Origin of the sequence: Anatilimnocola aquadivae (assembly GCF_049819085.1) — a bacterium.
Lineage (GTDB): Bacteria > Planctomycetota > Planctomycetia > Pirellulales > Pirellulaceae > Anatilimnocola.
Window position 1 is genome coordinate 2,148,987 of sequence record NZ_CP187419.1, and the last position, 23,606, is coordinate 2,172,592.

Here is a 23,606-nt window from a genome sequence, read left to right on the forward strand (position 1 = left end):
GGGCGAGCAATGACGCTCGCTGTTCAATTCAATGTATGTGGGCAGTACGACGGGCTCAATGTTCTTGACGCTGCTGCCCGCAAACCGTTGACAAATGTTCGCAGACGCTAACGTCTAGATCATCTGTATCGATTCGTTGACATCACCACCCCAATATCCCTAACTACCGTAAAAGCCGGTCATGTGCTCATTGGACTCGGCTTTTCTGACAGTGCGGGCATGGGGCGGGGCGTATTTGCAAAACCTGTGCCTCGAACGAGGGGACAGCTTTCAAGTGATCAATCTCGGCTCTCAAATTCCTTACGACAGTCAGCATGCCTCACCAGTGGACGAGCAGTTGTGCATGTTGAACCAATCGTAACTGCTGCAGCGATGTTGCCACCGCCACAGCCTGTTGTTGGGGGACACCGCCATGTTGCCGCGCAGCAACAACGGTCTGGCAGCAACCCGGTTGTTGTTCGCTTAGTCGGGTGTATCCAAGTACGGATCCTGACCCATTTCCTGCTGCATTTTCTTCCGTTCTTTTTCGTGGAATAGCAGCACGAACCGGTCGCGCAAGTGACGCCGCTCTACCTTTCGCTGAGCGCGTTGCAGCAAGCTCAGGTACTTTTGGGGATTCGCGGAGGCTTGCTCACCCAACTTCGTCATTTTTTCAGCGGTCTGCGGACCAAACCCGGTCCGCAGCACGTCGTCATCGAGTGACATGTATTGTTGAACGGTACCTGGGTCCCCTTGGCGACCACAGCGGCCCATCAGCTGGCGATCGATACGTGCCGAGTCATGCAGTTCGGTGCAGATGACGTGCAAACCGCCCGCATCCTTCACATGCTGCTGCAACTTAATGTCGGTACCGCGGCCAGCCATGTTCGTGGCGACGGTAATCTTCCCCGACTCACCGGCCCGCGCAACGATCTCGGCTTCGGTTGCCACTTCGTGAGCATTCAGCACTTGATGTGAAAGCCCCGCTTCCGTCAGCAACTTTGCCAGAATCACCGACTTGTCGATCGACCGTGTCCCGATCAAAACCGGACGTCCCTTGAGATGTGCTTCGCGCACATCTTCGACAATGGCCCGCCACTTCTGATCGGCGGTTCCATACACCCTGTCGGGCAATCGCTTCCGCTGCACGGGGCGATTGGTGGGCACGGGAATGACCCGCATCTTGTAGACTTTTTTGAACTCACGCGTCGCTGACGAAGCCGTACCGGTCATGCCAGCTAGGTGCTTGTATCGCAGAAAGAGATCTTGAATCGTGATCCGCGCGGCCTGTCCCGTCGGCACGCTGACTTCGATCTTCTCTTGGGCTTCGATTGCCTGATGAATACCGTCGCGCCACTTTCGCCCTTCGGCGAGACGGCCAGTATTTTCATCGACGATGACGATCTCGCCTTCTTTCACCACGTAATGCCGATCGAGCAGGTAATCGCGTTTGCACTTGATGGCTCGTTCGACGTACTGATAGAGGTCAATCAAACCCACGCCGCGCAAGATCTCGGGCTTGGGCATCGACCGCACCAGCTGACGACCTTCGGTCGAAAGCTCGACCTTCTTGTCGTCGTGCTCGTATTCGTAGTGTTCGTCCTCGATGAACTGAGGCACGACCTCCGCGCTCCAGCGATAGAGCGTGACGATGCGCTCAATGGCTTTTTCGCCCAGCGAACCGATGATGAGCGGTGTGCGTGCCTCATCGATGAGAATACTGTCGGCTTCGTCCACGAGGCAAAAGTGATGCTCTCGCTGCACGGGCATTTCGCCCCCGAGCTCCATGCGAGCCGAGGTAAGTTGATTCAGCAAGTTCGACTGGGCCATGCCCATCCGCCGCAGCAGCAGCCGATCGCGTAAAAAGTCGAAGCCAAATTCTTTCGCGGTGCCGTAGGTGATATCGCAGGCATAGGCCTTGCGCCGCGCGTCTTGCGTATCGGCGGTAAGCACGATTCCCGTCGACATGCCCAGCACTTCATAAACCGGACGCATCATTTCCGCATCGCGCTCAGCGAGATAATCGTTCACCGTTGCACAATGCGAGCCCTTGCCAATCAGGGCATGCAGGTAAGTGGGAAGCGTCGCGGTCAGGGTCTTGCCTTCGCCCGTTTCCATTTCGGCAATGCAGCCGTAGAAAAGCGCCATGCCACCGATCATCTGCACATCGTAATGACGCTGATTGATCGCACGCTTCGCCGCCTCGCGCACCAGGGCATAGCCCTCGGGGACGATGCTGGCCAGCGGTTCGCCCGACTTGGCCCGATAACGCAGGGCCAGGCTTCGCTTTCGCAGGTCGCGGGGCTCTTCAGCCGCCAAGGTTGGCTCAAACGCGTTGATCTGCTGCAGCTGACTCCCCCATTGAGCCAGCCGTCGCTGCACGGGACCGCCGAGCCACGACAGCATCTTGGCCTGCCAGCCTTGGGGTATGCCGTTGACTGCGGTGGTGGAACTCATAGGCGGTCGCAAGGATGTGAATCGGTGAGGAACCAACGAGCGAGGACGTGACGCCGTGAGCACCACCCGTGGTGGGCAACTCTACAATCTAAAATCGCGCAGGAGTGGTCCTAACAACTAGCGCATTCGGAATTGTTCGCCGGCCGCTCACGAAAGGCAACGCACCTTGCCCTCGGGTGGACGGCAAAATCGACCAATTTGGCCGAAGCTTTTGCGGCGGCTACGCTTAAGCACGCCCTGCGCCAATGGCCGATGGTGCCGACAAAATGTTGACGCATTCGTGCTCCGCAAATGTCTCCTACGTGGCTAAGTCTTCGCTGGTTCAAGATTTACTGCCCGGCGAGAATAATGGTGCTAGCAACAGCAGAAGCGGTAATTTCGGCACTTTTTGCTCAATCGGCACAACTTGCCGGGCCGAAAATCTCCCTAGAGCGCGTTGTGCGCTGCCGTATTGGCATGAGTTCACATCCGAGAGGTGCGCGCCGCTGCAATTGACGACCGAACAACAGAATGGGGTACCTGGGAAGAGTTTGACGCGCAGTCAAGCTTCTCTGGATTGTCTGCCTGTAGGGGTCGATTCGATGGTAGCGACTAGCTGCAATTCCCAGGAACGAGACTGTCTATGAAGACGAACCTTCGCCTCGTCGGGGCCTTAATGGCTCTACTCTTGTTTGCCGCGACCCCAGTCCCGGCCCAAGAAGTTCGCCAGGCGCTGGCCGACACCGTTGATGTCATGCGCCAGTCCACTTGGCTCAACGACGCCGATGGCAGTTACAACCCGTGCCCCGCCGAAGACACATGGTGCGGCGATGAAAGCTGCGGTGTCTGCAATCAGTGCAGTCGAGCGCTTAATATGTGGGCGCAGGTTGAATACCTGATGTGGTGGGGCAAGGGATCGCATGTCCCGGCGCTCGTCACCACCAGCAGCCAGGTTGACGAAGGGGTAATTGGTAATCCAACGACCCAAGTGCTATTTGGCGACGAACTTTTGGGCGACGAAGTTCAATCCGGCCTGCGTGGCAATTTTGGTATCTGGCTCGACCAGGTCCACAATGTCGGACTCGGTGTGAAGGTGTTTGGTCTCGAAGGAGATCAGGCCAACTTTTTTGCTGCTTCGACCGGTGACCCACTCTTGGCCCGGCCGTTCTTCAACGCACAACTCGGCTTTGAAGACGCTCTGCTCATCGCCGCCCTCGATGGCATGGGCGACGCAATCGTCGATGGCAGCGTGGCCGCCGACTACAAGACCTCGTTCGTGGGCACCGATGTCTATACTCGCATCATGATGGAACGTGATCGGCACAACCGTGTCGACCTCATCGGTGGCTACTCCTACCTTCGCTTGGCGGATGCCTTGTCAATTCGCAGCTTGCATACGGCTCGCCAAGGGATCATTGACGGCACCGTCTTCGACATCCGCGAGAGCTTTAGCACATCGAATGTGTTTCACGGCGGTATGTTGGGCCTGCAGGGAACCCGGGCTCGTGGTCGTTGGTCGGCCGACTGGTTGACGAAGCTCTCGTTCGGCAACTCGCACCAAAATGTGCGCATCCGCGGTACCCAGACCCAGACGCCTCTGGTTGGGCTGCCGACCACGTATAACGGCGGCCTGCTTGCCCAGCAGACCAATATCGGTGACTACAACAACAGCGAAACGATCGTGATTCCCGAATTGACCGTGAACCTCAACTATCACCTCAATTCGAACATCAGCTTGGGTGTCGGTTACAACCTGATCTGGCTCTCGTCGGCCATCACCACTGGCCCCGAGATCGATCGCCGCGTCAACCTCTCGCAGCTCACCGGTCCGCTGGTTGGCCCTGCCCAACCTGCCTTCCCGGGCTTCGTCCAGGACGACTACTGGCTGATGGGTCTCAACTTCTCGCTGCGAGCTGAATACTAAGTACGACTAATCTGGTCTCGGGCTCGCGCAGCAAGCACTGCCCGAGCACCACGGGCTTGTCGACGCCCCTCAGTCCGAAAGTTCTCTCTCGAATCCGCGGATCGCCGCTCGGTTTCAATCGGTTTGCGAATTCCGCGCAGTTGCCAAAGCCGGATTGCAAGAAGCGGCGCAATATGGGATGTTTATGCTTTGGTGAGTGAACCTGAGCCTCGGCTCAGGCCTCCTTTCCAACAACGGGGTGTAGCGTAACCTGGCTAGCGCGTCTGCATGGGGTGCAGAAGGTTGCAGGTTCAAATCCTGTCACCCCGACTGAAACAGAAGCCGCAGTCTCACAAGGACTTGCGGCTTTTTCTTTGCGCGAACTCTGCCGCGACGAATGGGCCGCTGACCCCAAAACTGACCCCAAAAGTTTTGGAGATTTCGAATCGGCCGTGACCTGACTTGTCACGAGGAGCGCTAGCATGGATGTCACAACCCCTAAAAGAGTGAGCATCATGCGAAAGCCCTATTTCCGCGAAGACCGCGGTGCCTGGTACGTGAAGACCGGAAACGGCAAAAGCCAGATCCGACTACACGAAGACGAAGCCCAGGCCTACAGAATTTGGCAAGAAACGGTCACTGCGGAGAATCCCGAGGATGTCAATTCGCCGACGTTCGCCGTCTGCGAAGCATTCCTTGGCTGGGCAGAGAAAAACGTCGACTCCAAAACTTACGCTGGCTACGGCACCTACATCAGGTCGTTCTGTGACGAGTATGGACACATTCGGGCGCGCGACCTGAAGCCATTTCACGTTACCCGTTGGCTCGACAAAAACCCGGGCTGGAAAGCATCTGATTCCAAGCGGGCAGCAATCGCGGCCGTGAAGCGGGTATTCAACTGGTCAATCACGGAAGGCCTGATGGACCGCAATCCGTTGGCCGGCGTGCGCAAGCCGACCGCGAATCGTCGCGAGGGCCTGATCACCGACGAACAGCATACCGCGATGATGCTGAATGAAGATGGCGGCCGGAAGCCTGGTAAACGTGCGGTGAAGCTAGGAATCAAGCCGCGTCGTCGGGATCTAGCTTTTCGTCCGGTGCTGATTGCCCTGAAGCATTCCGGCACCCGACCAGGGATGGTGGCAGCGGTTCGTGTCGAAGATGTATCACCCGATCTATCGTGCTGGGTGATGAAGAACCACAAGAACCGAAAGAAAACTGGCGCGCCGCTGATCATTTATCTTTCGCCTTGCCTGCAGATTTTGACAAGGCTCGCGATGGGTGAACGTACCAGCGGTCCGCTTTTTCTCAACAGCCATGGTACGGCATGGACGAGTAATGCAATTCGCTGCCGAATGCGTGCGCTTCGAGAGAAGCTTAAGATGCCGCCTGAAACCGTGGCGTACGCGTATCGCCACACATTTTTAACGGGCGCTTTGCGAAACGGCGTGGGTTTGGCGACGGCCGCAGAATTGGCTGGGCATTCTGACTTGAAAATGCTGGCGAAGCATTATGCCCATTTAGATAAGCAGCCGGAGCATTTGAAAGCTGCGGCTGCGATTGCCGTTAGGAAGCAGGCGTAATCGCCAAGACCGCAGCTCTAAGGTGCATGGTGGCCCTTGCGATATTTGAGCAGCACGATGATCACGACATGAAGGATCGCACCAACAATGATGATGGCGTAGCCCCAGCAATGCACTTCGTGATGAAGAAATGCCAGGTATGCAATCAACGCATACCCAATCAAATAGGTCATCGCAGCCGACAACTCAACAATGAACGGTATCATGACTTTCTCTCCTCTAACGCGAACATATCGAGCACTGTCAATAAGTGACTCGAAGCCGCGAACCTTCACAGGGTGGAGAAAGTTTTAGCAACACTTCGCGCAATGTTCGCATTTGAGGAGCACGAGTGTGCTGTCGTAAGAGCCGCTTGAATGAAGGCGAGCAGCCAAGAAATAACAACGCCCCGAGACAATCGGGGCGGTCAACCGGTACCTGTGACAGCAAAGCCGGCGACGAAGCAAGAGTAGTTGGCGTTTCATGCGGAAGCAACCGAAAACATTTGCTTTTCAGGTTGGCGATTTACACAATAGTGCGATCCCCTCCACATACGTAGTGAGCCCCTGCCATGCTCAGTAAGCGCAACGATGACAACAACCAGTACTTCCATTTCACTGGCCCAGCGCGGCTCAATAAGTCTGTCCACGAGCTTCACGGGATACTTCTCGGCATAACGGCCGACTTGAAGGTGTCCGATGATGAATTGCAACGACTGGTCTACTGGCTCGATGACAACAGCGAGTTCGAGAACAAAGAACCGTTCAAGCAAGTCATCGACATGCTTCGCACGGTGATTGAAGACGGGATCATCGACGAAAGCGAGCTCGCGGATCTCTTCTGGATGTGCGGCAAGTTTACTGCGGAGAATGGCTACTACGACGCAGTCACAGCCGACATGCAAAGGCTGCAGGGTCTGATGGGAGGCATCGCCGCCGACGGCATCATCACTGCCGAGGAATTACGCGCGCTCGACGGGTGGATGTCGAAACGCGAAAGCCTTAAAGGGTGTTGGCCCTTCGATGAACTCGAGTCACTTATCACGCACGTGCTGAAGGATGGGATCGTTACCGCGAGTGAACAGACTCAGGTGATGAGGTTCTTCAGCGAATTCACTTCTACATCAGGCCACCGCGCAGTTCAGGTGACCGATGATTTGATGGATTTCGCGATCGCCGGAATGTGTGCGCTGGCACCGAGCATCGAATTTCCCGAACGCACGTTTTGCTTTACGGGCAAATCTGAACGGGCTCCGCGCTCGAAGATCCAAAAGCTAATCACTGAACGCGGCGGCATCTTCGCGAAGAACGTCACGCAGCAGCTGCATTACCTCGTCGTCGGCTGCGAAGGCAATCCCTGCTGGGCTTTTTCCTGCTACGGCCGCAAGGTTGAAGAGGCGATGACGCTGCGAAAGAATGGTCACAAGATTACGATTGTCCACGAAGTCGATTTTTGGGACCACGTTCACGAATAGAACCCGAGCAAAGCTTACGAGAGAAATACCATGCTTCGACTACTTCTGTCCATTGCCGTGATCTGTGCCATGGCCTCGCCTTGCTTCGCCCAGGCGAAAAAGAAAGGGGCAGCTCCACCACCGTCAAAGTCGATCTCGCACGGAGTCGGTGACAGGCTTACCACGACCGCTCCAATTATAGTGGCCGCTGACGAGTTTGACGCACTTGAGATTGCCAAGTCGTTCGAAGCTAAAGACAGCGAGGGCATCAAAGCGATGGTCAACGAGAGAAAGGCAATCACCTTAGAAGCTGGCTTGCAGTTGGTCGTGCTGGAGATAACGACATTCGAGCGCCGAAGAGAAGACAAATCGACGGTTTGCCGAGTGATTAAGGATGGCACTGCGATTGGTAAATATGCCATTCACTATACTTGGTTCACGACGGCCACGATGAAGATGGACAAGAAGGCAGACTGAATCTCTTCGTGAGACGCCGCCGGCTCCGATATCGAGCACTCTTCCCACGCTGCATGTGGCGGGCGAATCGCGAGCTGCTGTGGCTCGTGCTGCTGATGCTGGCCGCGCTCGCCTACCGCGTGGGCGCTGACGTGGTAGCGACGATCTTCGCGGCGGAATAGCTACCGCCGCCCCTTCTCCAAATCGATCACCCGGTAATGCAGGAACATCCGCAGACTCATCGCGGCATCGCGCGCCGCCAAGGTCCGCACGAACAACTCATCGGTTTCTGGGTAGCCGAGTTCCTTCATCCGGCCGAGAAGGGCAGTGTAACGGGAGAGGCGAGCGAGCTCTTCGTCGTGCAGGGCCTGGGCTTGTTCGAGCGTGAGATCGCGGAAGTTCATCCCTGGCAGGCTATCGCGCGCCGGCCGGTGGATCAATCGGAAGATGGACCGCACTCTCAATCGCCAGTTCGACCAGGCTCCTAATAGGGTCGCGTGGGTCAAGCTTGAACGCCAGGCCGTTGGCGGTCGCCAGGGTGGCTGCCTTTAGCTGCTCGCGCCAACCGGCTTTCCGCTTCGCCTCTTCGATCCAACCGCAGATCTGGTCGATGTGTTGCCGGCAGCCTTCGACTCCCCAGCGATTCATCTGGGCGATCTTGCTCGCGCAGCCGCAGCCAGAAAAATCCGTGAGTCCGACGCTCGCCAGTAGCTTCTTGAGTTCGGTGCCTGGACCGTGGTCGGGCGCGGGCTTTCGCCGGCCGGGATCGGGCCGCTGAGTGTGGGGCAGCATGCGATTACCGCAGCGGCCACAAACGATACCTCGCTCGCCGGGAATGTCGGCGGGGTCGAGCTCGCGCACCCGCATCGAGCAGCCGCCGCAGATCAGCATTACCTTGCCGGTGGCGATCATGGCATCACCTTGAACTTGGCGATGCCTACCTGGGGAATGCCCATCAGGAAGCTGCGGGTCGACACCGGCGGATTCGGGTAAGGCGTGTGCCCGGAGTGGGGTACGGTGATCCAATCGGCGAAGTGTGCCAGGCAATCCATCCCTTCGGACTGCTGATTCGCCGCCGGCAAGTCGCTGACGTCGCAACCCGTGTTGTACAACTCGCCGAGCGGCAACGACGTGAATAGCTCGGTCTCGGTGTAGATCTGCGTGTTGGTAAAGCCGATGCTACCCGGGCTCGAGGTGTTCGTGTCACTTTTGCCCGTGACGTTGACCACGTACTGGTAATAAGCGGTTGGTCCGCCGCCGGGGAAGTGCTGCGAGATTCGCAGTTCGATCGTCTTGGGGGGCGTGGTCGCTGCTGCCCCTTTGCCGCTGCAAAAGCTGGGGTGATACATCTGCCAGATGCAGAGATTGTTGCCCGTCGAAAACAGCGGCAGGGCGAACACGTCGAGGAAATTCTCGCTGTCGCAGTTCCAGATCGCCTCATTATCGTAAGAGCCGCCGCCGGCCTCGGAGAGGATGACATAGTCGGCTCGGCTCACAATGTCGCTCTCGCGCAGGTCAACGAGCATCACGGCCGGCGTGCGGTCAAAGCAGTCATCGACGCCATCGTTGGTTCCGCAGAACTCGCACTCGGCGGCGAATGAGCACGGCAAGCAAAAGTCGCTTTCGCCGCCGTAGATATCGTGCCAGAAGCGGAAATTGAAAAAGTAGGCCGCGCCCGTCATGGTTCCCGTGGCGATGCCTGATTTTCCGGGGTTCCACCCGAGCCCCGCGACTCCGCGCACGTAAGACGTATCGGTGAAGGCAAGCACACTGCCGACCCAGATGGCCTTAAGTTCATAGCCGTCATAACAGACCCACAGTTGATGGGCAAATTCGCGGAAGGCTATGTCGGGGTCGATGCCAGCAGTGTGAGGCTGAGCACCGCCGGCAGGGATGGTCACCGTGTTGATTGTCGTCGGAGTACCCGCAACAACCTTGCCAATTTTGAGCGTCCCGGTTCCGCCCGTTGACGCTGCGTAGGTCACTTCAGCGAACAGGTAGTTGTCCTCATCTTCGACGCCCAGCAGGAGCTTAACCACGTTGCCGAAGTGAGTATTGCCGACCTCGATATAGGCCCCGCTGGTCAGATCCAAGAAGCCTTCGGCCGTCGTGCCGGGATGTCCCGTGTGATTGATGAGAATCGAATCGCTGTCGGTGACCTTGATCGACTCAAGATTGCCACAGAGGGCAAACACAACAAGGTCGGCAGACTCTTCGATCGCCCAATCGCCAACGATAATCTCCCATAGGCAATTCAGGTCCGTGACATCTTCACCGAGGATGTATTCGCGAGGATCGCCGCAGTAGAGCAAGCAGTTGCCCGCTTCGCAGTCTGGGCAGCCCGTGTTGTCTTCGTCGCGAATGCGGCTTAGCGTGCAATCGTCGAACCACACTTGGCCGGCACTATCGAGCGTGCCGAGACCGGTCAGCGGCTCGGTGGAAACTTGTTCGACACCATGCACGCTGTGCGAACCGCCGTTGTATTCGTTCTCTTCGCCGCCGACAGCCACGGTGACCTTGAGCAGTTCACCTTTCCAGCAAACGGTTACCGTGTGCTGATCGTCAACACTCATGCCGGCGATGATGCTGCTCGTCCCGAGCTGCTCGTCACTGCCGCCGTCTCGCCGCCAAAATGAAACCAGTCCACAATCGCCGTGGCTGCCTGGCTCGAACAGCACATAGAGGAAATTATCGTCGTCGGTCCAGTCGAAGAATGCGAGCGGCTTCGCGCCAGAGGCAGCGCGGAACTTAAACGTGTGTTGAACATGAGCGTCGTTGTTGGGATGCGGCGTGCGATTGAGCAGCAGCGCATCGGCCGCGGCGACGGTCAGTTCGTTGGTGTCAATGCTCCAATCTTCCGCGATCTCCTCCCACGCGCAGCCCACATCGGTTGAATCGCTGCGGTTGAAATTGTCGGTGTGCAGCGTGCAAGAGGTTGCCGCTTTGCATTGCGGGCACGTGGGATGCTCCGCTTCGTCGTAATAGTGCAGGTAAGCGAAGTCATCGAAATCGATCGTGCCGGCAACCGTCGCACCGGTGCCAACTCCTGCACGGTCACCAACCAGCCAGCCGGTCGACGTCTCGGCTTCGCGAGTCCAGACGTTATCGCCGCTCGAAACCCGCATTGTGAGTTTGCCAGGATTGGAGCTATCAGGCACGTAGCACAATGACGCTGTGTGCAACTCGTCGAGCGCGAGCGAAAACGGCAGCGAGTACTCGGGGCTGATCGGGTTGTCAGTGCCGCTGACCCGCTCATAGGCTCGCGCGTGGCCGCAGCCGGCTTCGTCGATCCACAACTCCATGAACAGATAGTTATCGTCGTCTTCCCCCAGGATCGTGATGCGCGCGACATCGAGAGACTCGGAGAATCGAACCTTCGCGCGAGACACCGACGACTGATAATCGCCGCCTGGATGGGCAGCATTCGCAACCAGCAGGGCGGAAGCGTCCTCGATCGAGAGAACACCATCGGCAATCGACGAGTCGCCAGCCCGCTCGTCCCAACCCGCTGCGAGTGAATCACTCTCGAAGTCATCACGGTAGATCGTGCAGCCTGGGCAGCAGCACGGTAAGGGTGGGATCACGCTCACGGATTATTCCTCTGGCTCAGGTGGGCATTCCATCGGCGAGATGCACCATCGGCCAGCAACACGGCTGACGATGCATAGAAGATCGAGCGGAATCGCATAGCCAGGTGCAAAGAGATCAGCCTTGTCGATGCCTGAATCGGTCATGTTGTGGCTGTGATACAGGCGAGCGGTTCCCGTGGCGCCCTTGGCGATTGGTGATTCTGGCGATTGAACTTTCGCAAAGTACGACCGCTCGGGGCACTCGGCAACGTACAGTGGCCGTTCGTCATGAGTCTCGCCTTCCTCACCTTCGTTAACTACCTTGTCAAGGTAACCAGAGAATTTCCCGTGGCTGTAGTACTCGCCGTGAACACCAAGCACATTGCCGGCATCGGCGGGAAAGCCCATCGTGAACTGCAGCCAGCAGTTGCCCGCATCGGCGTAGGTCACGCCATCAATCGTGCGACGAATCTTGCCACTGAAGACTTTTGCGCCGTCAACATCTTCGGGTTCGACGATGTCGCCGTTCATGCCGCTGGTGGTGTTGATCTGAATCGTGTCGACAACGTCGCCGCCAGATTCATCCATCAGCTGCACCCAGCACACTCGCTCTTCTGGCAGCGCTCCACCGGCTGGCTTAGCGATGATCTTGACCGATCCGATCTCTGCAGATAGCAAGGCAGTCCCGCCATCGACCCGGTTCGCATACTGATGGCTTTCATCGGCAATCACCACTCTTGCTGGGCAGACGCCCAGAATCCAGCACTTGCCCATATCTCCTGCAAGAACTGGCGAGATAGTAATCCCCCAGCCGACATTTGTGAGGTCCGGCACGTCGCCGTCGAACCACGGATAATCCGGCTTAATCTCGCTCAGCAGCGCATCGGTGAACTCAATTACTGAACCCCGCTGCAGGTCAGAACCAGTGCTATTCTTGACACTTACTTTTGCCGCCTCATCCCGTCTTGCAGTATGTTTCACAGCCTTGCGGCGCTTGTGCTCATTGAGCATCGAGAGAATATCTCGCCACAGCTCTTTCGAGATTTTGCCGGCTGCGTCGCTCATTGCACCATCTGCCCAAAGCTGAAGAATTGGCCAAACGGCATGGCTTTGTAAACCCGCTCAACATAGGCATGCTTTGGGATTCGAGTTGGCTGGCCGGCATCAGCATTGTCCTCATACCTAATCCAGCAGTAGTCGTGGCCTAGCTTCACCACGTTGGCGATATCGCCGAAGTTTAGCTTGGGGCTGCTGATTCCGTCCGCGTTCTCCGACGAAGCGAAGTCGTAGGCAACTATGGTTTCTGTGTCCCTGCCCCACGATCCAGCTCCACCGAGAAATAGCACTTCTCCCGGCATGTGCTCCATCCACTTATCGGAGTTGATGTAGGCAGTCTTGCCAGCCATCCTGCGCACGGATCGCATGCCGATAGCGCCAGGAGGATGCTTGAACTCGACTGTGAAGCGAGTTGCTGGAACAACAACATCTGTCCCTTCAAGCTCGTTGTGGTTGTAGCCGATGGCTCCCTTCAGGTCCGGCGCTGCTGGGTCGCCAGGTCGTGCGTAACGGTTCACTGTGAATAGGCTGTTCGTAATGTGAACCGAACCGCCACCCGTGGCGAACCGAACATTGATCGACTCGAACGCATCGTAGAATATGGTTGCGATGCAATACGCCGCAGCCGTCCAGTCGGTGTGGACATGCTGCCGGTAGAGCAGGCCGAAAGGTGACGCGACTGTTGGCGGGGCGATATTGCGAGCAACCTGAATGGCAAAGTTGTCGTTCGCCGTCCCCGAAATCCAATAACGTTTTTCTCGCGTTGGAGGGCTGTCGGTCATATTTCCAGAGCCAGGCATTTCGCCCCAACGTATAGCAGGCATCACGCGACTCCGTACACAAAGTTGTTATCTTTAATCGCCCGCTTCAGATCACGGTTTTCCATAACGATGGCTTCGTGGATCTTTTTGAGCCAGTCGGCAATCTTCTCTTGTGGGTCTTTCTTTACGCCACCGCCGATTCCCCAAGACTGCATGCGGAGTTGCGAAGCATTGAAGCTGCCGAGTGACTTCATTGGATCGGCTGCCGCTTGCTGCGAGTAATATTCAGGCGTTCCCGGTTGCGGTGAAACTTTGCCCGCTTTGCGCTTCAGCATCTCTAGCTTTGCATCCAGCGCCTTTACACCGACATCTAGCCCGACCCCAGCAATATTCTCAAGTGCGTCCAGAATTATCGGTCCGCCAATCGGCAGTACCATTTGAGTGAAGGCATGCGGAATCTTGCTGATTTCCTTCAGAATCTCAGCGATAGCGCCAACGAAAAAACGCTGAATTGCAGTCGCGGTAATCTCAGCAGCAAGCTCCAGTTCGCCGGAACGCAAGGCAGCTTTCAGCGGGTCAAACAACTTGCCGATTTCTTTCGAGACGATCTTCACTGCGAAGCCTAGTCGGTTGACTCGCTCGGCAACGATGTTCCACATTCCCCACGAGCCGAGAACGTCTTTCAGCGAATAAGTGAGGGCGATGAATGCTGCACCGAGAGCAAGAACGGCCGCAGTAATGCCGATGATGATCCATCCCACGGGAGTGATTGCAGCGACGAAACCAATAATCGCCGTGGTTGCGGCCGCAACGGCCCCCAGGCCGATCAATGCCACGCCGACGGCAGTCACTGCTGTGCCTAAGGCCACCAGTGCAATTCCAAGCAAGGCGACGCCTCGAATCGTCTCGCCATTCTTCTTGGCCCATTTGTTGAAGCCGGCCATGACCTCTTTGATGTAGTCGAAGACGGGAATCAGAACCGGCGCGATCGCTGCACCGATCTCGAAGACTGCGGCCAGGCCAACCTTTTTCAACCTGTCAAACAGGTCGCCAAGTTCGGCGGCGGTCCTGATCGACTCTTGCGAAGGAACAACACCCAGGTCGCGCGCTTCCTTCCGGAGCTGCTGCAGGTTCTTGATCATTGGGAAGAGAGCGGGGCCTGTCTTACCGAAGACCTCAACAGCACGTTGGGTCTTTTGAAAGCCGTCTGGCATGGCAGCTATCTCTGCCGCGTATCGATCGAAGAGGCGCGGATTGAAGCCTTTCTTTGCCATGCTGATCAAAGCCTTCTCCACGGCCTCGATATCGGTACCGGATAGATTCGCTGCGTAGCTGAGCTCCGCCAGAGAAGTCGCCGCAACGCCAGTTCGCTGCGACATGTTGTTGAGCCCGCTGCCCGTATTTGCGAAGACGGTTGCAGCGCCAGCAAATGCACCGATGATCGAAATGCCGGCCGCAGTGATACCCGCGCCGATGGTCACGATCCGTTTGCCCCAGTCGGTCATGTACCCTTCGGTTGACTTCAGACCCTTCAGCAATGGATCCAACTTGGCATACAGCGTTACGTGGGCTTTCCCTGCCTCGATGTCTTTTCGATTAGCCATTCTGCTTTACCCTCTGCGGCCGCCGCCTGCGCCTCTTGAAGCATCGGCCCAAACTCGGACCAGTCAGCGGTAACTACGTTGCCGGTCTCCACGAAGAACTCACGGTCGAATTTGTCGTCAGCCCAGACCAGGGCAGCTTGATTGGTGAGCAGGTACCGGTCGTACCTCCTCCGCCCATCGGCCATTAATGCGAGCTGTCGGAGGGTATAGGATCGCGGGTCGACTCCAAGGATTCCTGCAATTTCCCAGACCGCTTGATAAGTTCCTCGCGAATCGCCTCCTTCGCCTTCCCGATGATTCCCGTCTCCTTCAGGTGTTTGCTTACTTCGCTGATCCGCATGGCTTCCAGTTCGACGAGTGTCTCCAGCGCTGTCGCCATTTCTTCCTGCTGGAGCTGGCGGAAAAAATCTGCCCACTCCAAGAAGAACTTGTCCTTCGCCTCCCGCAGACAAGCGCCGGCCATTAGCTTGCCGAACTGCTCAGCACTGATCTTCTTTTCAATTGCCTGCGGTTCGATCAGGTACCAAAGCATCTCCCAGAAGAACTTTGGTTTGCAGATGTTGTTCAGCTTCGCCGCCAAATCATTCTCCATCGGCTCGAGCAAATCGAACTTGTTCTCGCTCGCCTGCGCAACTCGCAAAACTTCACCGAACGGAAGGTCGATCTTCCATTCATTGTCCGCAGTGTCTTTGAATGACCGCATCGGTTCCTCGTTTACGTAGTGCCGTACAGATAACCAACCTCAAATGTCACATCGGCAGACGTGTTGGCGGTGCTGATGATGCCGTGTGTGATGACGTCGCCGGTGTAGCGGTTAGCCTCGCCGGCGTAGATGTCGTTGACGTTCGGATCGCCGTTCGTCGTGACTTCCACGTCCGCAATGATGTCTTCGGCCGCATCCAAAAACGCGACTCGGCATGCACTCGAGACGCTGGGATCGACCGTGCGAGATTGCACAGCGACAATCGAGGCGTTGTCGCCGTCGATCAAGAAGCCGCTGATCGGCTTGCGCGGTGCAAGTACGACCGTCGCATTTGCAGTCGCCGGGAAGTCGTCGCCAGAGCCACCGTCGAGGGCACAGGCATTCACCGTGATCGTGACCGGCACGTCAAACCGCGAGCCTCCATCCCAGTAAACGTCGTAGGTTCCTGTGGTCAGACCGTGGCTAGCCGCCAGATTGCCGGCCGCGGTATTTGCGTCGGACTTTTCCCATGACGACAACGCTTTGGCCGGGGTGGCAACAGCAGAGAAGCCGTTGGCACCGTCGTCCGTGATATTACTCTGACGGTTGAAGCTGATGCCTGCGATCGTCAGATTCTTGTTGTATTGAGCAGAAGCAGTCATTTTGTTCCCCTCGATCTGATGCAATTGCCGACGACGAATTCGCTGGCGTTATACGTTGAACTGCGCGGCGCGAAGATCGTCATTGATTTCGCAGGTGAAGTCGACCGTTTGCATGCCCTTGAGCGGGGCCCCTTTGGAGTGCTCGAGGATGAAGTCGGCGTTCGTGCCCAGGCCAGTCGCGTGGGCCTTCGTGCGAAGCGCAACGGGAGTGCCGGCATAGGATGCTGCCAGAAGCGCGGCGAGCGTCGTGTCATCCGTCTTCATCAGCATCTGGAACGTGACCTTCTTTTCGCGAGCGACAACGCGAAATGCTTTGACCGGCGGTGCGGTGCCATCACCTCTGACGGTTGTCTCTCCCTTCTCGGTGACGAACTCGTCTGTCACGTCAATGCTGTTCGTGATCGGCGTCGTAGCCGTGGCGCCGGCCGGGCCGTAAGCAATCGTGAATTCGTAGCCAGCTCGTTTTTCGGCCATGTTTATTCTCCAATGCTCCCGGCAAAACTGTTGCCGAAGGCTTCTAGGTTGCTAATGAGAGCTGGCCCCATGAAGGGACGCTCGGGATAGTCCTGATCCTTGTATTCGCCACCAAATTCGTGGGCAGCACCTACGGTCCCAATTAGGCTGTGGGCAGGGCCCACAACCGCTTCCTCCCGCTCCGACTTGTAAAGGATTGCTTTGGGAAGTCGCCCCTTACGAACCTTGCCGCGTTTGGTGAGCTTCTGAGTGTGCGTGTGCGGAGGCGTGCCAGGCTCTGACGGTCCTTCGCCTGGCTCAATCGAGTCGATCGCTGTTTTGCGAGTCTCAAACGCTGCCTTGTTAATCAATCGATACGTCGCGCGGCGCGCAGCCTTCGCTTCCCGTTCGACTTGATTCGCGTAATTGACAGCGAGTCCGATCACAGTTCTTTACTCACATCCCAAAAGCCACGAATCACGCCGAGGAACATCCGCTTGTCGCGAAGATGCCGACGGCTGAAGGTCGTACGAATCCTGCTTTCTCGCCAAGTTGCTCCGGGAAAAGACTCCAATCGCCGTCCTATCCCAGTACCATCACCAGCCTTGATGAAGTACTCATGCAGTTCCTGAACAAACAAGATCAGTCGATCGACCTCCGCGAGCCTGATTCGATTTCCCTGGACCTGATCGCGGAGACCAAACTTCAACCGCACTCCGATATCCACTGAAACGAGGTAACCGCAGCTGCCGCGGCCTTCGAGGTCGGTCTCGTCATAGGCCACGGGAACGACATCAACCTTCAGACAATCGAGATCTTCGAGTTCGTCATCTAGCCAGTCAGCGTACGATCGTTCGGGCGTGAACTGCAGGCCTTCGAACCAGCCATCCTCGAGCGCAGCGGCCAACTGGGCGGTAACGCCGTCGGCAACTTTCACGAGTACTGCGAGTTCGTCGGACATCAGACTTTCTTCGTGCGTAGAATCCAGTGGTAGCCGTCGCCATCGAGTTCGAAGGCAGGCAAATCGTCGTTGGGCAAAACTTCGAAGGTGAAGACCTGGCCGTTGATCGTTTCGATAATGAAGTCGGACCTTTTCGGCTCAACCACCGCTTCGTCGATCACGTACGCGTCACGAGCAATTCGGAAAACACGATGCGTGACCTTGGTTGGCATTCCCTCGAGGTCGACTTCTTCGGGCGGTCGCCACCACGTCGCTTTGACGTTCGGTGTTTCTCGACCCTTGCGGTTTAGCTTCACCGTCACTCCGAACCAATGCTGGAGCGTCGGCATGGCGTAGGTCTGGAACATTTCATCCAGGATCGACATGCCGACGTGCCTCCAAGTTCAGTGGTTCGAAGAAAGTGCGACTAAGCTGTGACGCCTTGCAGCAAGTGCCCGCACTCTTTGTGCAGGATCTTGATCTGCCGCTTGTTGCGGGGACGGATGAGGCTGCCACGGACCGCTTCGTCGCGATACTCGTCGAACAGCAGCGAGCCTTCGCCGGCGTCGCCAGCACCTGGCAGCGGTTCACCGTTCTTCGTGGTGAAAATGGTGCGGCCGAGCGTAGGCACGGGGCTTTCGAGATCGCCATCGAAGCCATCGTCATTGCTGACACACAGCATGGCCATCGTGTTGTCCCAGCCGCGGGCGAGCGTTGCCGTCTGGCCTTTGTCGGCAGTGTTTTTGAAACCGCGACCGACCAGGATTCGTTCGACCGAGAGGAGATCCTTGAGGCCGCTGACAACCTGGCTAACCATGTTCTGGTTTTGCCCGCTGTTGAGCGCGACCAGCAGCTCGCTCGCATCGTACTTCAGCAGGCCTTCGAGCCGCGCCGTGCGGATCATCGAAGTAAAGCCCTTCTTTGTTAGCACGAGGGTATTGGCATCCTCGCCGCACCCGATGCTCACCTTTTCGTGAGCGGCGTCCATATCGGCCAGCGGATCCGCCGTCGCGGCTGTCGTCCAGGGAACCGGTACCGTCGTCGTGAGTGTCCCGCCGGTCCACGTGCCGGTATTGAACACCGCCGCGGCGATGTCATATTCCAGCCGCTGCAGAATCCGGTTCACGGCTCGCATGGTGGCGAGCTGCTCGACGCGGACGACATCGCCGTAGCGTTCCACGGTGGCATCATCCACCGCCTCTTCGACACCATGCTCCTCAACGGCATAGTTGTCAGTGTCCCACGTGAAGCTGTCGCGGTTATAAGTGCCGCGGGGGGCACGTTTCGTGTCCTCGATCTTGGTTAGCAGATCGGCGATTTTCACTCGCGCGAAGTCAGCAGCTTCCTGTTCCACGCCGATCGCCGGCAGAACCATAAGGCCGATGAACTTCTTCAAATTCGCGTAAAGCGAGAATTCGCCGTAAGTCAGCGACAGATCGAGTCGCGTGATTGCAGTGCTTGGAGCACCCATGATTTACATCCTTCAGAAATGGTTGTGGATTGTGGAATCGATCAGTCGCAAACTGTGGCCGCTGGGCGGCGGGCGACTAACCCTTGACGTCGAACTTGGAAGTGATGCTGTTGATCTTGCCGATGACGGCCGTAGCAGTCGCGGAATCGGTGATCGCGATCGCAACCCGGCAGAACAGCAGCTCTCCAGCCACCACTCCGGTCGGAGTGATCGTGAACGACTTGTCGGCAGCGGTCAGCGAGTTGATTGACTGGGCGGCGGTCGCACAGACATCGACGGTAGGAGCACCAACCCGATAGGCCTGCAGGTCGATCGTCGCGGTACCGTTGGCAACCGTCGTCAACATGCCGGCATTGAAAACCACCGTGATGGTTTCGCCGTCGACGTATTCGGCTGGCACTGGAACGAAGAATCCCGCGTAACGCGTGATCGTCGTGTTCTTACCATCGCCCGACTGCAGGGTCGGAGTATCGGTGCCAAGGGTGCCAGTCACGAGACCAAGGTCATCGTTGGCAGGCGTCACCGGGATGTTGGTCTGAACGGCATCCCAAGTCTTGGCCTCGGTGAGCAACACTGGGTATGGCTTGAGATCGTCCTGGGTCAACTGGCCGCGTGCAACAGCACCGCTAATCGATGCGCGAGCCGTCATGACCTTGACCACGCTGTTGTTGCCGCTGGCATCTTCCAGCAGAACACCACGGATGAGGGTGCCCGATGTGGCAATCTTTCCCCCGGCAGCGGCATAGACGGTTTGATACTTCGATCCGGCCTCGGACATGATCATGTGACGAACGCCAGGCGAGTCGACGGGCAGAACCGTGCCGATCGTGTCGTTGGTGAGCGTCCGCATTTCCATCGTGCCGAGCTCATCCTCAGCAGCGCCTGCGGCGACAAGATATCCAGCCGACAACTTCACGCGCAACCCTTCGGCAAGAGCCGAGTTGCTCGGAAAGGTCGGTTTAGTTGCAACGAGCATGACTAACTCCATCTGACAAAGGATTGATTGGTTAAATGGTCGACAGCTGACGGGATGAAGGGGAACGGGACTAGTTCGAGCCGACAGCCTCGAGCTTTTCGGAGATCAGACGCTTTTGCCGTTTGCCGGGATTGCAGGCCAGCAGGTAGGCCTGATAGAGATCCGGCTTCTGGCTGGCGACCTGGCGGATCGCACGCTGCCGCTTCGTGAGGTCAGCGTTTGGACCAGCTGCTTTCTCGACAGCGATATTGAAATCTTCGATCGCGTCGCCGCTTTCGACGTATTCGGTCTGGCCGCTGTCGTTGCCGGCGGAGCGGATTGGGTTGTGACCGAGAGAGCCGCTCTTCGACTTCGCCTCTGCTTTCGCAGCTTCGACGTCACTCTCAGCCTTCGCCTTGGCATCGGCGAGTTGCTTTTCGTGGGACTGCCGGTCCTTTTCACGCTGCTCATCGGCGAATGCTGCGTAGTTCACCGCAGCATCGACCAGCGTGGCATTGGCTTCGAGTTGCTTCTCGCGCCAGTCGGCCGTCGACTTGGGAAACTTGCTCTTCAGTTCGGCGAGGGTCGCCGCTTGCGTATCGGCCATGATCTGGCTCCTAGGTTTCGAGGAAACAACTGGTTTTTTGGATTGGCAAACCTGCACCAGTTCGGCATAAGTCTGCTCGTACGTTTGAACGCCGTTAATCAACCCGACACTGGCCGCGTCAGCGGCAAACAGCACGCGGCCGTCGGCGAGTGGGCGAATGGTTTCGATTGGCTTACCGAGGCCCTGCGCGATCATCTGCAGGTAGCTCTCGTTCATGCCGTTGATGATGCGTTGCACCTCAGCAACCTGCTCGTCACTGATCGCTGAGCCAGGCTCGCCCATGCCCTTGAAGTCGCCGGCCTTGACCACATGGACCTTGATGCCCAGTTTCTCGGCTTGACCGCTGTAGTCGACCAGCACGCCATAGGTGCCCATCGAGCCGTAGATGGCCTTCTCTGTGTTCGCGAAACGCTTCGTAGCTTGGCTGGCAACCGAGACGCCGGCGGACGCGCACATGTCTTCGACGAACGCATAGATCGGCTTTGCCTTGGCAAACTCGGCGACATCAGCGACGAAGTCCGCGTTACCCTTCACCGTGCCACCGGGCGTATCCATCACGAGCATGGCGCCGAGTACTTCGGAGTCGCGGCGAGCGGCCCGGATTTGCTGGCGAAGGCGAACGGTGCTTGTGCCATCTCCCATCGAGGGAACGGATTTCATCATCGCGCCACGAACTTGAATGACCGCGATGCCATCGTCCGTCAGCTGGAAGAGTCGGTTGTCGCGCGATTCGACCGACTGCTTAACCTCTGTCGACTGCATGTGCGACGACAGGTTCATGCCGTTGCAATGATCGGCCATGGCACGAAACAGCGGTTCGTGAATCGACCAAATGCCGAAGTAATCCGGCAAGTACTGCGAGGCGAACTGAAACTTCGGCAGCAGCGTGAAGTCTTCGAGATGCAGGTCGTTATCCATTTCGCTGGCCTTTCGTAGGCGGAGACTGAGGCTGCGACTCACCGCTGGCATCAGCACTGATCGCGAGTTGGACACCGGTGTTTTCGTTGCCGTACCAGATCTCGCGCCACAGTCGCGGCATGTCGTCTGGCTTGACGATGTCGGGGAACTCCTTCTGGATGGCCTGCGCCTCTTGAATCGCAGTGCGGATCCAGAGGCCGCGTCCCTTGATCACCTCGGGGACATGCTCATCCATATCGATACCGCGATCGCTGAGGATCGATCGCATCGATTTCAGATTGCGACGCTCGGCGAGATCTTCAGCGGCGGCGTCCTCGAGCGGCTTCACGTACGGCCAGGCGGCCGCGCGGAACTTATATCGGAAGGGATTAGCACCACGCTTTACGGCCGCATACAGCTTCGGATCGAATTGCTTGGAACCGGGCGTGAGACGCTGACGAGTCTTCCACTCGTACGTCGGATTCCAGAGTCCTTGCACGTGATCATGCTGCAGCTGCCGGAAACGCAACTTGGCCTGATCGAATGTCATGCGGCCGCCGTGGAAGTTGACCAGCGAGCCATCGAGCAGCAGGAACATCAGTGGCAAGTCGAGATTCACAGCCAGCATGGTCAGCAATAGTGCCGACTGCTCGAAGAAGCCAGCTGTCGGCATGTCCGCGTTCCAGCCCTTCATCGTGAAGCCCGCTGGCGGCTTGTAGACTTGCGCTGGCTCTCCAGACTGCTCGATGGTGATTGACTGCAGGCCAAGACCTGCCTGTTTCGCATAGCGATCGCCAGCCTGGGGAATGGAATCACTCTGCTTTCCGCCCGGGCTAAAGGCTTGAGCGGCTGACTTTTGCTGAGTCTCCTCCATCACCCACGAGATCAGCGACCGCCGCAGAGCGCTTTTGATATTCGCGTAGTTGAGATCATCGAAGCCGTTCATCGATTCGCGCGGCGGCGAAAGGCGGCTGATGCCGCGACGCTGGCGGAAGCGGTGGCGAAAGCCCATCCAAAACGCGATCTTGTTGCCATCCTCATCGAACGCCGGCACGGGTACCGATTTACCACGTCGGGTCAGCGCTTGACCTGGCAGCAAATCCAGTGGCGTGATGTAGTAACCAGTGATTCGGCCCGAGCGAACTTCAACACCGTGAATAATGCCGTCAGTGGATAAACCGGTCGGGCGATGTCCCCAGGGATTGCGGATGTGGTGAGACTCCCACGTTTGCAGACTGCCGTCCTGCAATGGCAAGTGGATAATGTCACCATCAGCACACTGATTGAAGAACGACTGGCAGGAGAGCTGCGAGAACGAACGTGTTCCCTCGTAGTCGCACTGGTTACGGCCGCCGACAGTTTCACCAGTCCAGCCGCCCCAGAATTCCTTTTGATCCTGGTCGACGTAAGGATCACCGCTATCGACGTCGAGAGTGAATTCGCCCAGCTTCAGGTTCGCGATCAGGCGATTGATGCCCTGCTCAACCAGCGGATGATTGCGAACCGCGGCCCGGCCACGTTCGACCATCAAGAAGTAGTTGCGTTCAGTTCGGTAGTGATAATCGGCCCCAGTGCCGAGCGGATCGATACCCTTGGGCACCGGGTTCATTCGATCCGACTCACCAGCGAAATAGCTGGACTGCGGTTCCCGGCTCTTTCTGGCTTCGAAGTATTGCTCTTCAAGCGTGGCGATGCGCTCCAGCGTTTCCGGCACTTTGCCGTTGATGTTTTCTGCCTGGGCGATCATTCGCAACCTCCCGGGCCGTAGCCGCGAAAGGTGCTGAAGTCGGTATGAAGGACGTCAGGATTGGAAAGTCGGCCAGCGTCAGAAGGAACGATCGTGTCCTGCACGAACTCAAGTGCCTGCTTCAGCTGGTTCTCGATGGCGAGCATCGCGAACTGCATCGTCTGCTGATCACGTCCCATTGACTGCGGGAAGTCGAGCTTCCGTCGAAGGGCGGCAACGCGGCGCTTCGCTTTTGCGACATCGTTTTCGACGTCGTAGTCGGCGGTCACCGCGAGTTCGGCTTCGATGCCAGTGATGGTTGTTAGATCAGCCATGCCTCCAAAGATACGAAGGCTTTCTCATATACCTAGATGCGCCCGGATACGGGAAGTCCGGGATTATCAAAAGTATTGCCGGAGAGGAAATACTGGCGG

The 23,606-nt window shown here is 57.5% G+C and carries 24 protein-coding genes and 1 tRNA gene; 6 read left to right on the top strand and 19 right to left on the bottom strand.

The features are described from left to right. Window positions 1–462 precede the first annotated feature (462 nt). Window positions 463–2,436, bottom strand: a complete 1,974-nt coding sequence (locus tag NA78x_RS08540; protein ID WP_425618016.1) for a preprotein translocase subunit SecA — start codon at window positions 2,434–2,436, stop codon at window positions 463–465. A 622-nt stretch (window positions 2,437–3,058) separates the two neighbouring features. On the opposite strand from NA78x_RS08540, the gene NA78x_RS08545 reads away from it, so the two are divergent. The 3 genes from NA78x_RS08545 to NA78x_RS08555 all read left to right on the top strand — a co-directional run bounded on the left by NA78x_RS08545 (window position 3,059) and on the right by NA78x_RS08555 (window position 5,901). Next, window positions 3,059–4,339, top strand: coding sequence for a BBP7 family outer membrane beta-barrel protein (locus NA78x_RS08545; protein ID WP_425618017.1), 1,281 nt, complete (start codon window positions 3,059–3,061; stop codon window positions 4,337–4,339). 234 nt (window positions 4,340–4,573) lie between these two features. Further along, window positions 4,574–4,648, top strand: a tRNA-Pro gene (locus tag NA78x_RS08550). A gap of 152 nt (window positions 4,649–4,800) precedes the next feature. Further along, window positions 4,801–5,901 carry a tyrosine-type recombinase/integrase gene (locus NA78x_RS08555; RefSeq protein WP_425618018.1) on the top strand — a complete coding sequence of 367 codons (1,101 nt, stop codon included), beginning with the start codon at window positions 4,801–4,803 and terminating at the stop codon, window positions 5,899–5,901. 17 nt (window positions 5,902–5,918) lie between these two features. On the opposite strand, the gene NA78x_RS08560 is transcribed toward NA78x_RS08555, so the two are convergent. Next, the gene (locus NA78x_RS08560) at window positions 5,919–6,107 is read right to left on the bottom strand and encodes a hypothetical protein (protein ID WP_425618019.1); all 189 of its coding nucleotides are present in this window, start codon (window positions 6,105–6,107) and stop codon (window positions 5,919–5,921) included. A gap of 344 nt (window positions 6,108–6,451) precedes the next feature. On the opposite strand from NA78x_RS08560, the gene NA78x_RS08565 reads away from it, so the two are divergent. From NA78x_RS08565 to NA78x_RS08575, 3 genes are read left to right on the top strand one after another with little or no spacing between them, the layout of a single operon-like run. Further along, the gene (locus NA78x_RS08565; RefSeq protein ID WP_425618020.1) at window positions 6,452–7,354 is read left to right on the top strand and encodes a BRCT domain-containing protein; all 903 of its coding nucleotides are present in this window, start codon (window positions 6,452–6,454) and stop codon (window positions 7,352–7,354) included. 30 nt (window positions 7,355–7,384) lie between these two features. Continuing rightward, entirely contained in the window at window positions 7,385–7,810 is a 426-nt protein-coding gene (locus NA78x_RS08570; protein ID WP_425618021.1) for a hypothetical protein, read from the top strand. Between the two features lie 8 nt (window positions 7,811–7,818). Further along, window positions 7,819–7,971, top strand: coding sequence for a hypothetical protein (locus NA78x_RS08575; RefSeq protein ID WP_425618022.1), 153 nt, complete (start codon window positions 7,819–7,821; stop codon window positions 7,969–7,971). On the opposite strand, the gene NA78x_RS08580 is transcribed toward NA78x_RS08575, so the two are convergent. From NA78x_RS08580 to NA78x_RS08660, 17 genes are all read right to left on the bottom strand, one after another. Then, window positions 7,972–8,193, bottom strand: a complete 222-nt coding sequence (locus NA78x_RS08580; RefSeq protein ID WP_425618023.1) for a hypothetical protein — start codon at window positions 8,191–8,193, stop codon at window positions 7,972–7,974. Between the two features lie 10 nt (window positions 8,194–8,203). Further along, window positions 8,204–8,701: a hypothetical protein gene (locus tag NA78x_RS08585; RefSeq protein ID WP_425618024.1), complete on the bottom strand. Its 498-nt coding sequence runs from the start codon at window positions 8,699–8,701 to the stop codon at window positions 8,204–8,206. Next, a complete protein-coding gene (locus tag NA78x_RS08590; protein ID WP_425618025.1) occupies window positions 8,698–11,379 on the bottom strand; it encodes a hypothetical protein in 2,682 nt (893 codons plus the stop codon). The genes NA78x_RS08585 and NA78x_RS08590 overlap by 4 nt, the downstream gene beginning before the upstream one ends. A 3-nt stretch (window positions 11,380–11,382) precedes the next feature. Further along, window positions 11,383–12,369 (bottom strand): hypothetical protein, encoded by a 987-nt coding sequence (locus tag NA78x_RS08595; RefSeq protein WP_425618026.1) that lies wholly within the window; start codon window positions 12,367–12,369, stop codon window positions 11,383–11,385. 50 nt (window positions 12,370–12,419) lie between these two features. Further along, a complete protein-coding gene (locus NA78x_RS08600) occupies window positions 12,420–13,238 on the bottom strand; it encodes a hypothetical protein (protein WP_425618027.1) in 819 nt (272 codons plus the stop codon). Beyond that, complete coding sequence (locus NA78x_RS08605; RefSeq protein ID WP_425618028.1) at window positions 13,238–14,779, bottom strand: hypothetical protein; 1,542 nt, start codon at window positions 14,777–14,779, stop codon at window positions 13,238–13,240. The genes NA78x_RS08600 and NA78x_RS08605 overlap by 1 nt, the downstream gene beginning before the upstream one ends. 184 nt (window positions 14,780–14,963) lie before the next feature. Beyond that, on the bottom strand, window positions 14,964–15,419 hold the full coding sequence (locus NA78x_RS08610; protein WP_425618029.1) for a hypothetical protein: 456 nt from the start codon (window positions 15,417–15,419) through the stop codon (window positions 14,964–14,966). A 74-nt stretch (window positions 15,420–15,493) separates the two neighbouring features. After that, window positions 15,494–16,123 carry a hypothetical protein gene (locus NA78x_RS08615; protein ID WP_425618030.1) on the bottom strand — a complete coding sequence of 210 codons (630 nt, stop codon included), beginning with the start codon at window positions 16,121–16,123 and terminating at the stop codon, window positions 15,494–15,496. 48 nt (window positions 16,124–16,171) lie between these two features. Further along, on the bottom strand, window positions 16,172–16,597 hold the full coding sequence (locus NA78x_RS08620) for a hypothetical protein (RefSeq protein WP_425618031.1): 426 nt from the start codon (window positions 16,595–16,597) through the stop codon (window positions 16,172–16,174). A gap of 2 nt (window positions 16,598–16,599) precedes the next feature. After that, window positions 16,600–17,022: a hypothetical protein gene (locus tag NA78x_RS08625; RefSeq protein WP_425618032.1), complete on the bottom strand. Its 423-nt coding sequence runs from the start codon at window positions 17,020–17,022 to the stop codon at window positions 16,600–16,602. Beyond that, entirely contained in the window at window positions 17,019–17,537 is a 519-nt protein-coding gene (locus NA78x_RS08630) for a hypothetical protein (protein WP_425618033.1), read from the bottom strand. Before NA78x_RS08630 ends, NA78x_RS08625 begins: the two co-directional genes overlap by 4 nt. Further along, window positions 17,537–17,902 (bottom strand): hypothetical protein, encoded by a 366-nt coding sequence (locus tag NA78x_RS08635; protein ID WP_425618034.1) that lies wholly within the window; start codon window positions 17,900–17,902, stop codon window positions 17,537–17,539. The genes NA78x_RS08630 and NA78x_RS08635 overlap by 1 nt, the downstream gene beginning before the upstream one ends. A 41-nt stretch (window positions 17,903–17,943) precedes the next feature. After that, window positions 17,944–18,987 carry a hypothetical protein gene (locus NA78x_RS08640; RefSeq protein WP_425618035.1) on the bottom strand — a complete coding sequence of 348 codons (1,044 nt, stop codon included), beginning with the start codon at window positions 18,985–18,987 and terminating at the stop codon, window positions 17,944–17,946. A gap of 76 nt (window positions 18,988–19,063) precedes the next feature. Continuing rightward, a complete protein-coding gene (locus NA78x_RS08645) occupies window positions 19,064–19,963 on the bottom strand; it encodes a hypothetical protein (protein ID WP_425618036.1) in 900 nt (299 codons plus the stop codon). 70 nt (window positions 19,964–20,033) lie between these two features. Further along, complete coding sequence (locus tag NA78x_RS08650; protein ID WP_425618037.1) at window positions 20,034–21,467, bottom strand: S49 family peptidase; 1,434 nt, start codon at window positions 21,465–21,467, stop codon at window positions 20,034–20,036. Then, window positions 21,460–23,193 (bottom strand): phage portal protein, encoded by a 1,734-nt coding sequence (locus NA78x_RS08655; RefSeq protein ID WP_425618038.1) that lies wholly within the window; start codon window positions 23,191–23,193, stop codon window positions 21,460–21,462. The genes NA78x_RS08650 and NA78x_RS08655 overlap by 8 nt, the downstream gene beginning before the upstream one ends. Then, window positions 23,190–23,507: a hypothetical protein gene (locus tag NA78x_RS08660; protein WP_425618039.1), complete on the bottom strand. Its 318-nt coding sequence runs from the start codon at window positions 23,505–23,507 to the stop codon at window positions 23,190–23,192. The genes NA78x_RS08655 and NA78x_RS08660 overlap by 4 nt, the downstream gene beginning before the upstream one ends. Between the last annotated feature and the right edge of the window lie 99 nt (window positions 23,508–23,606).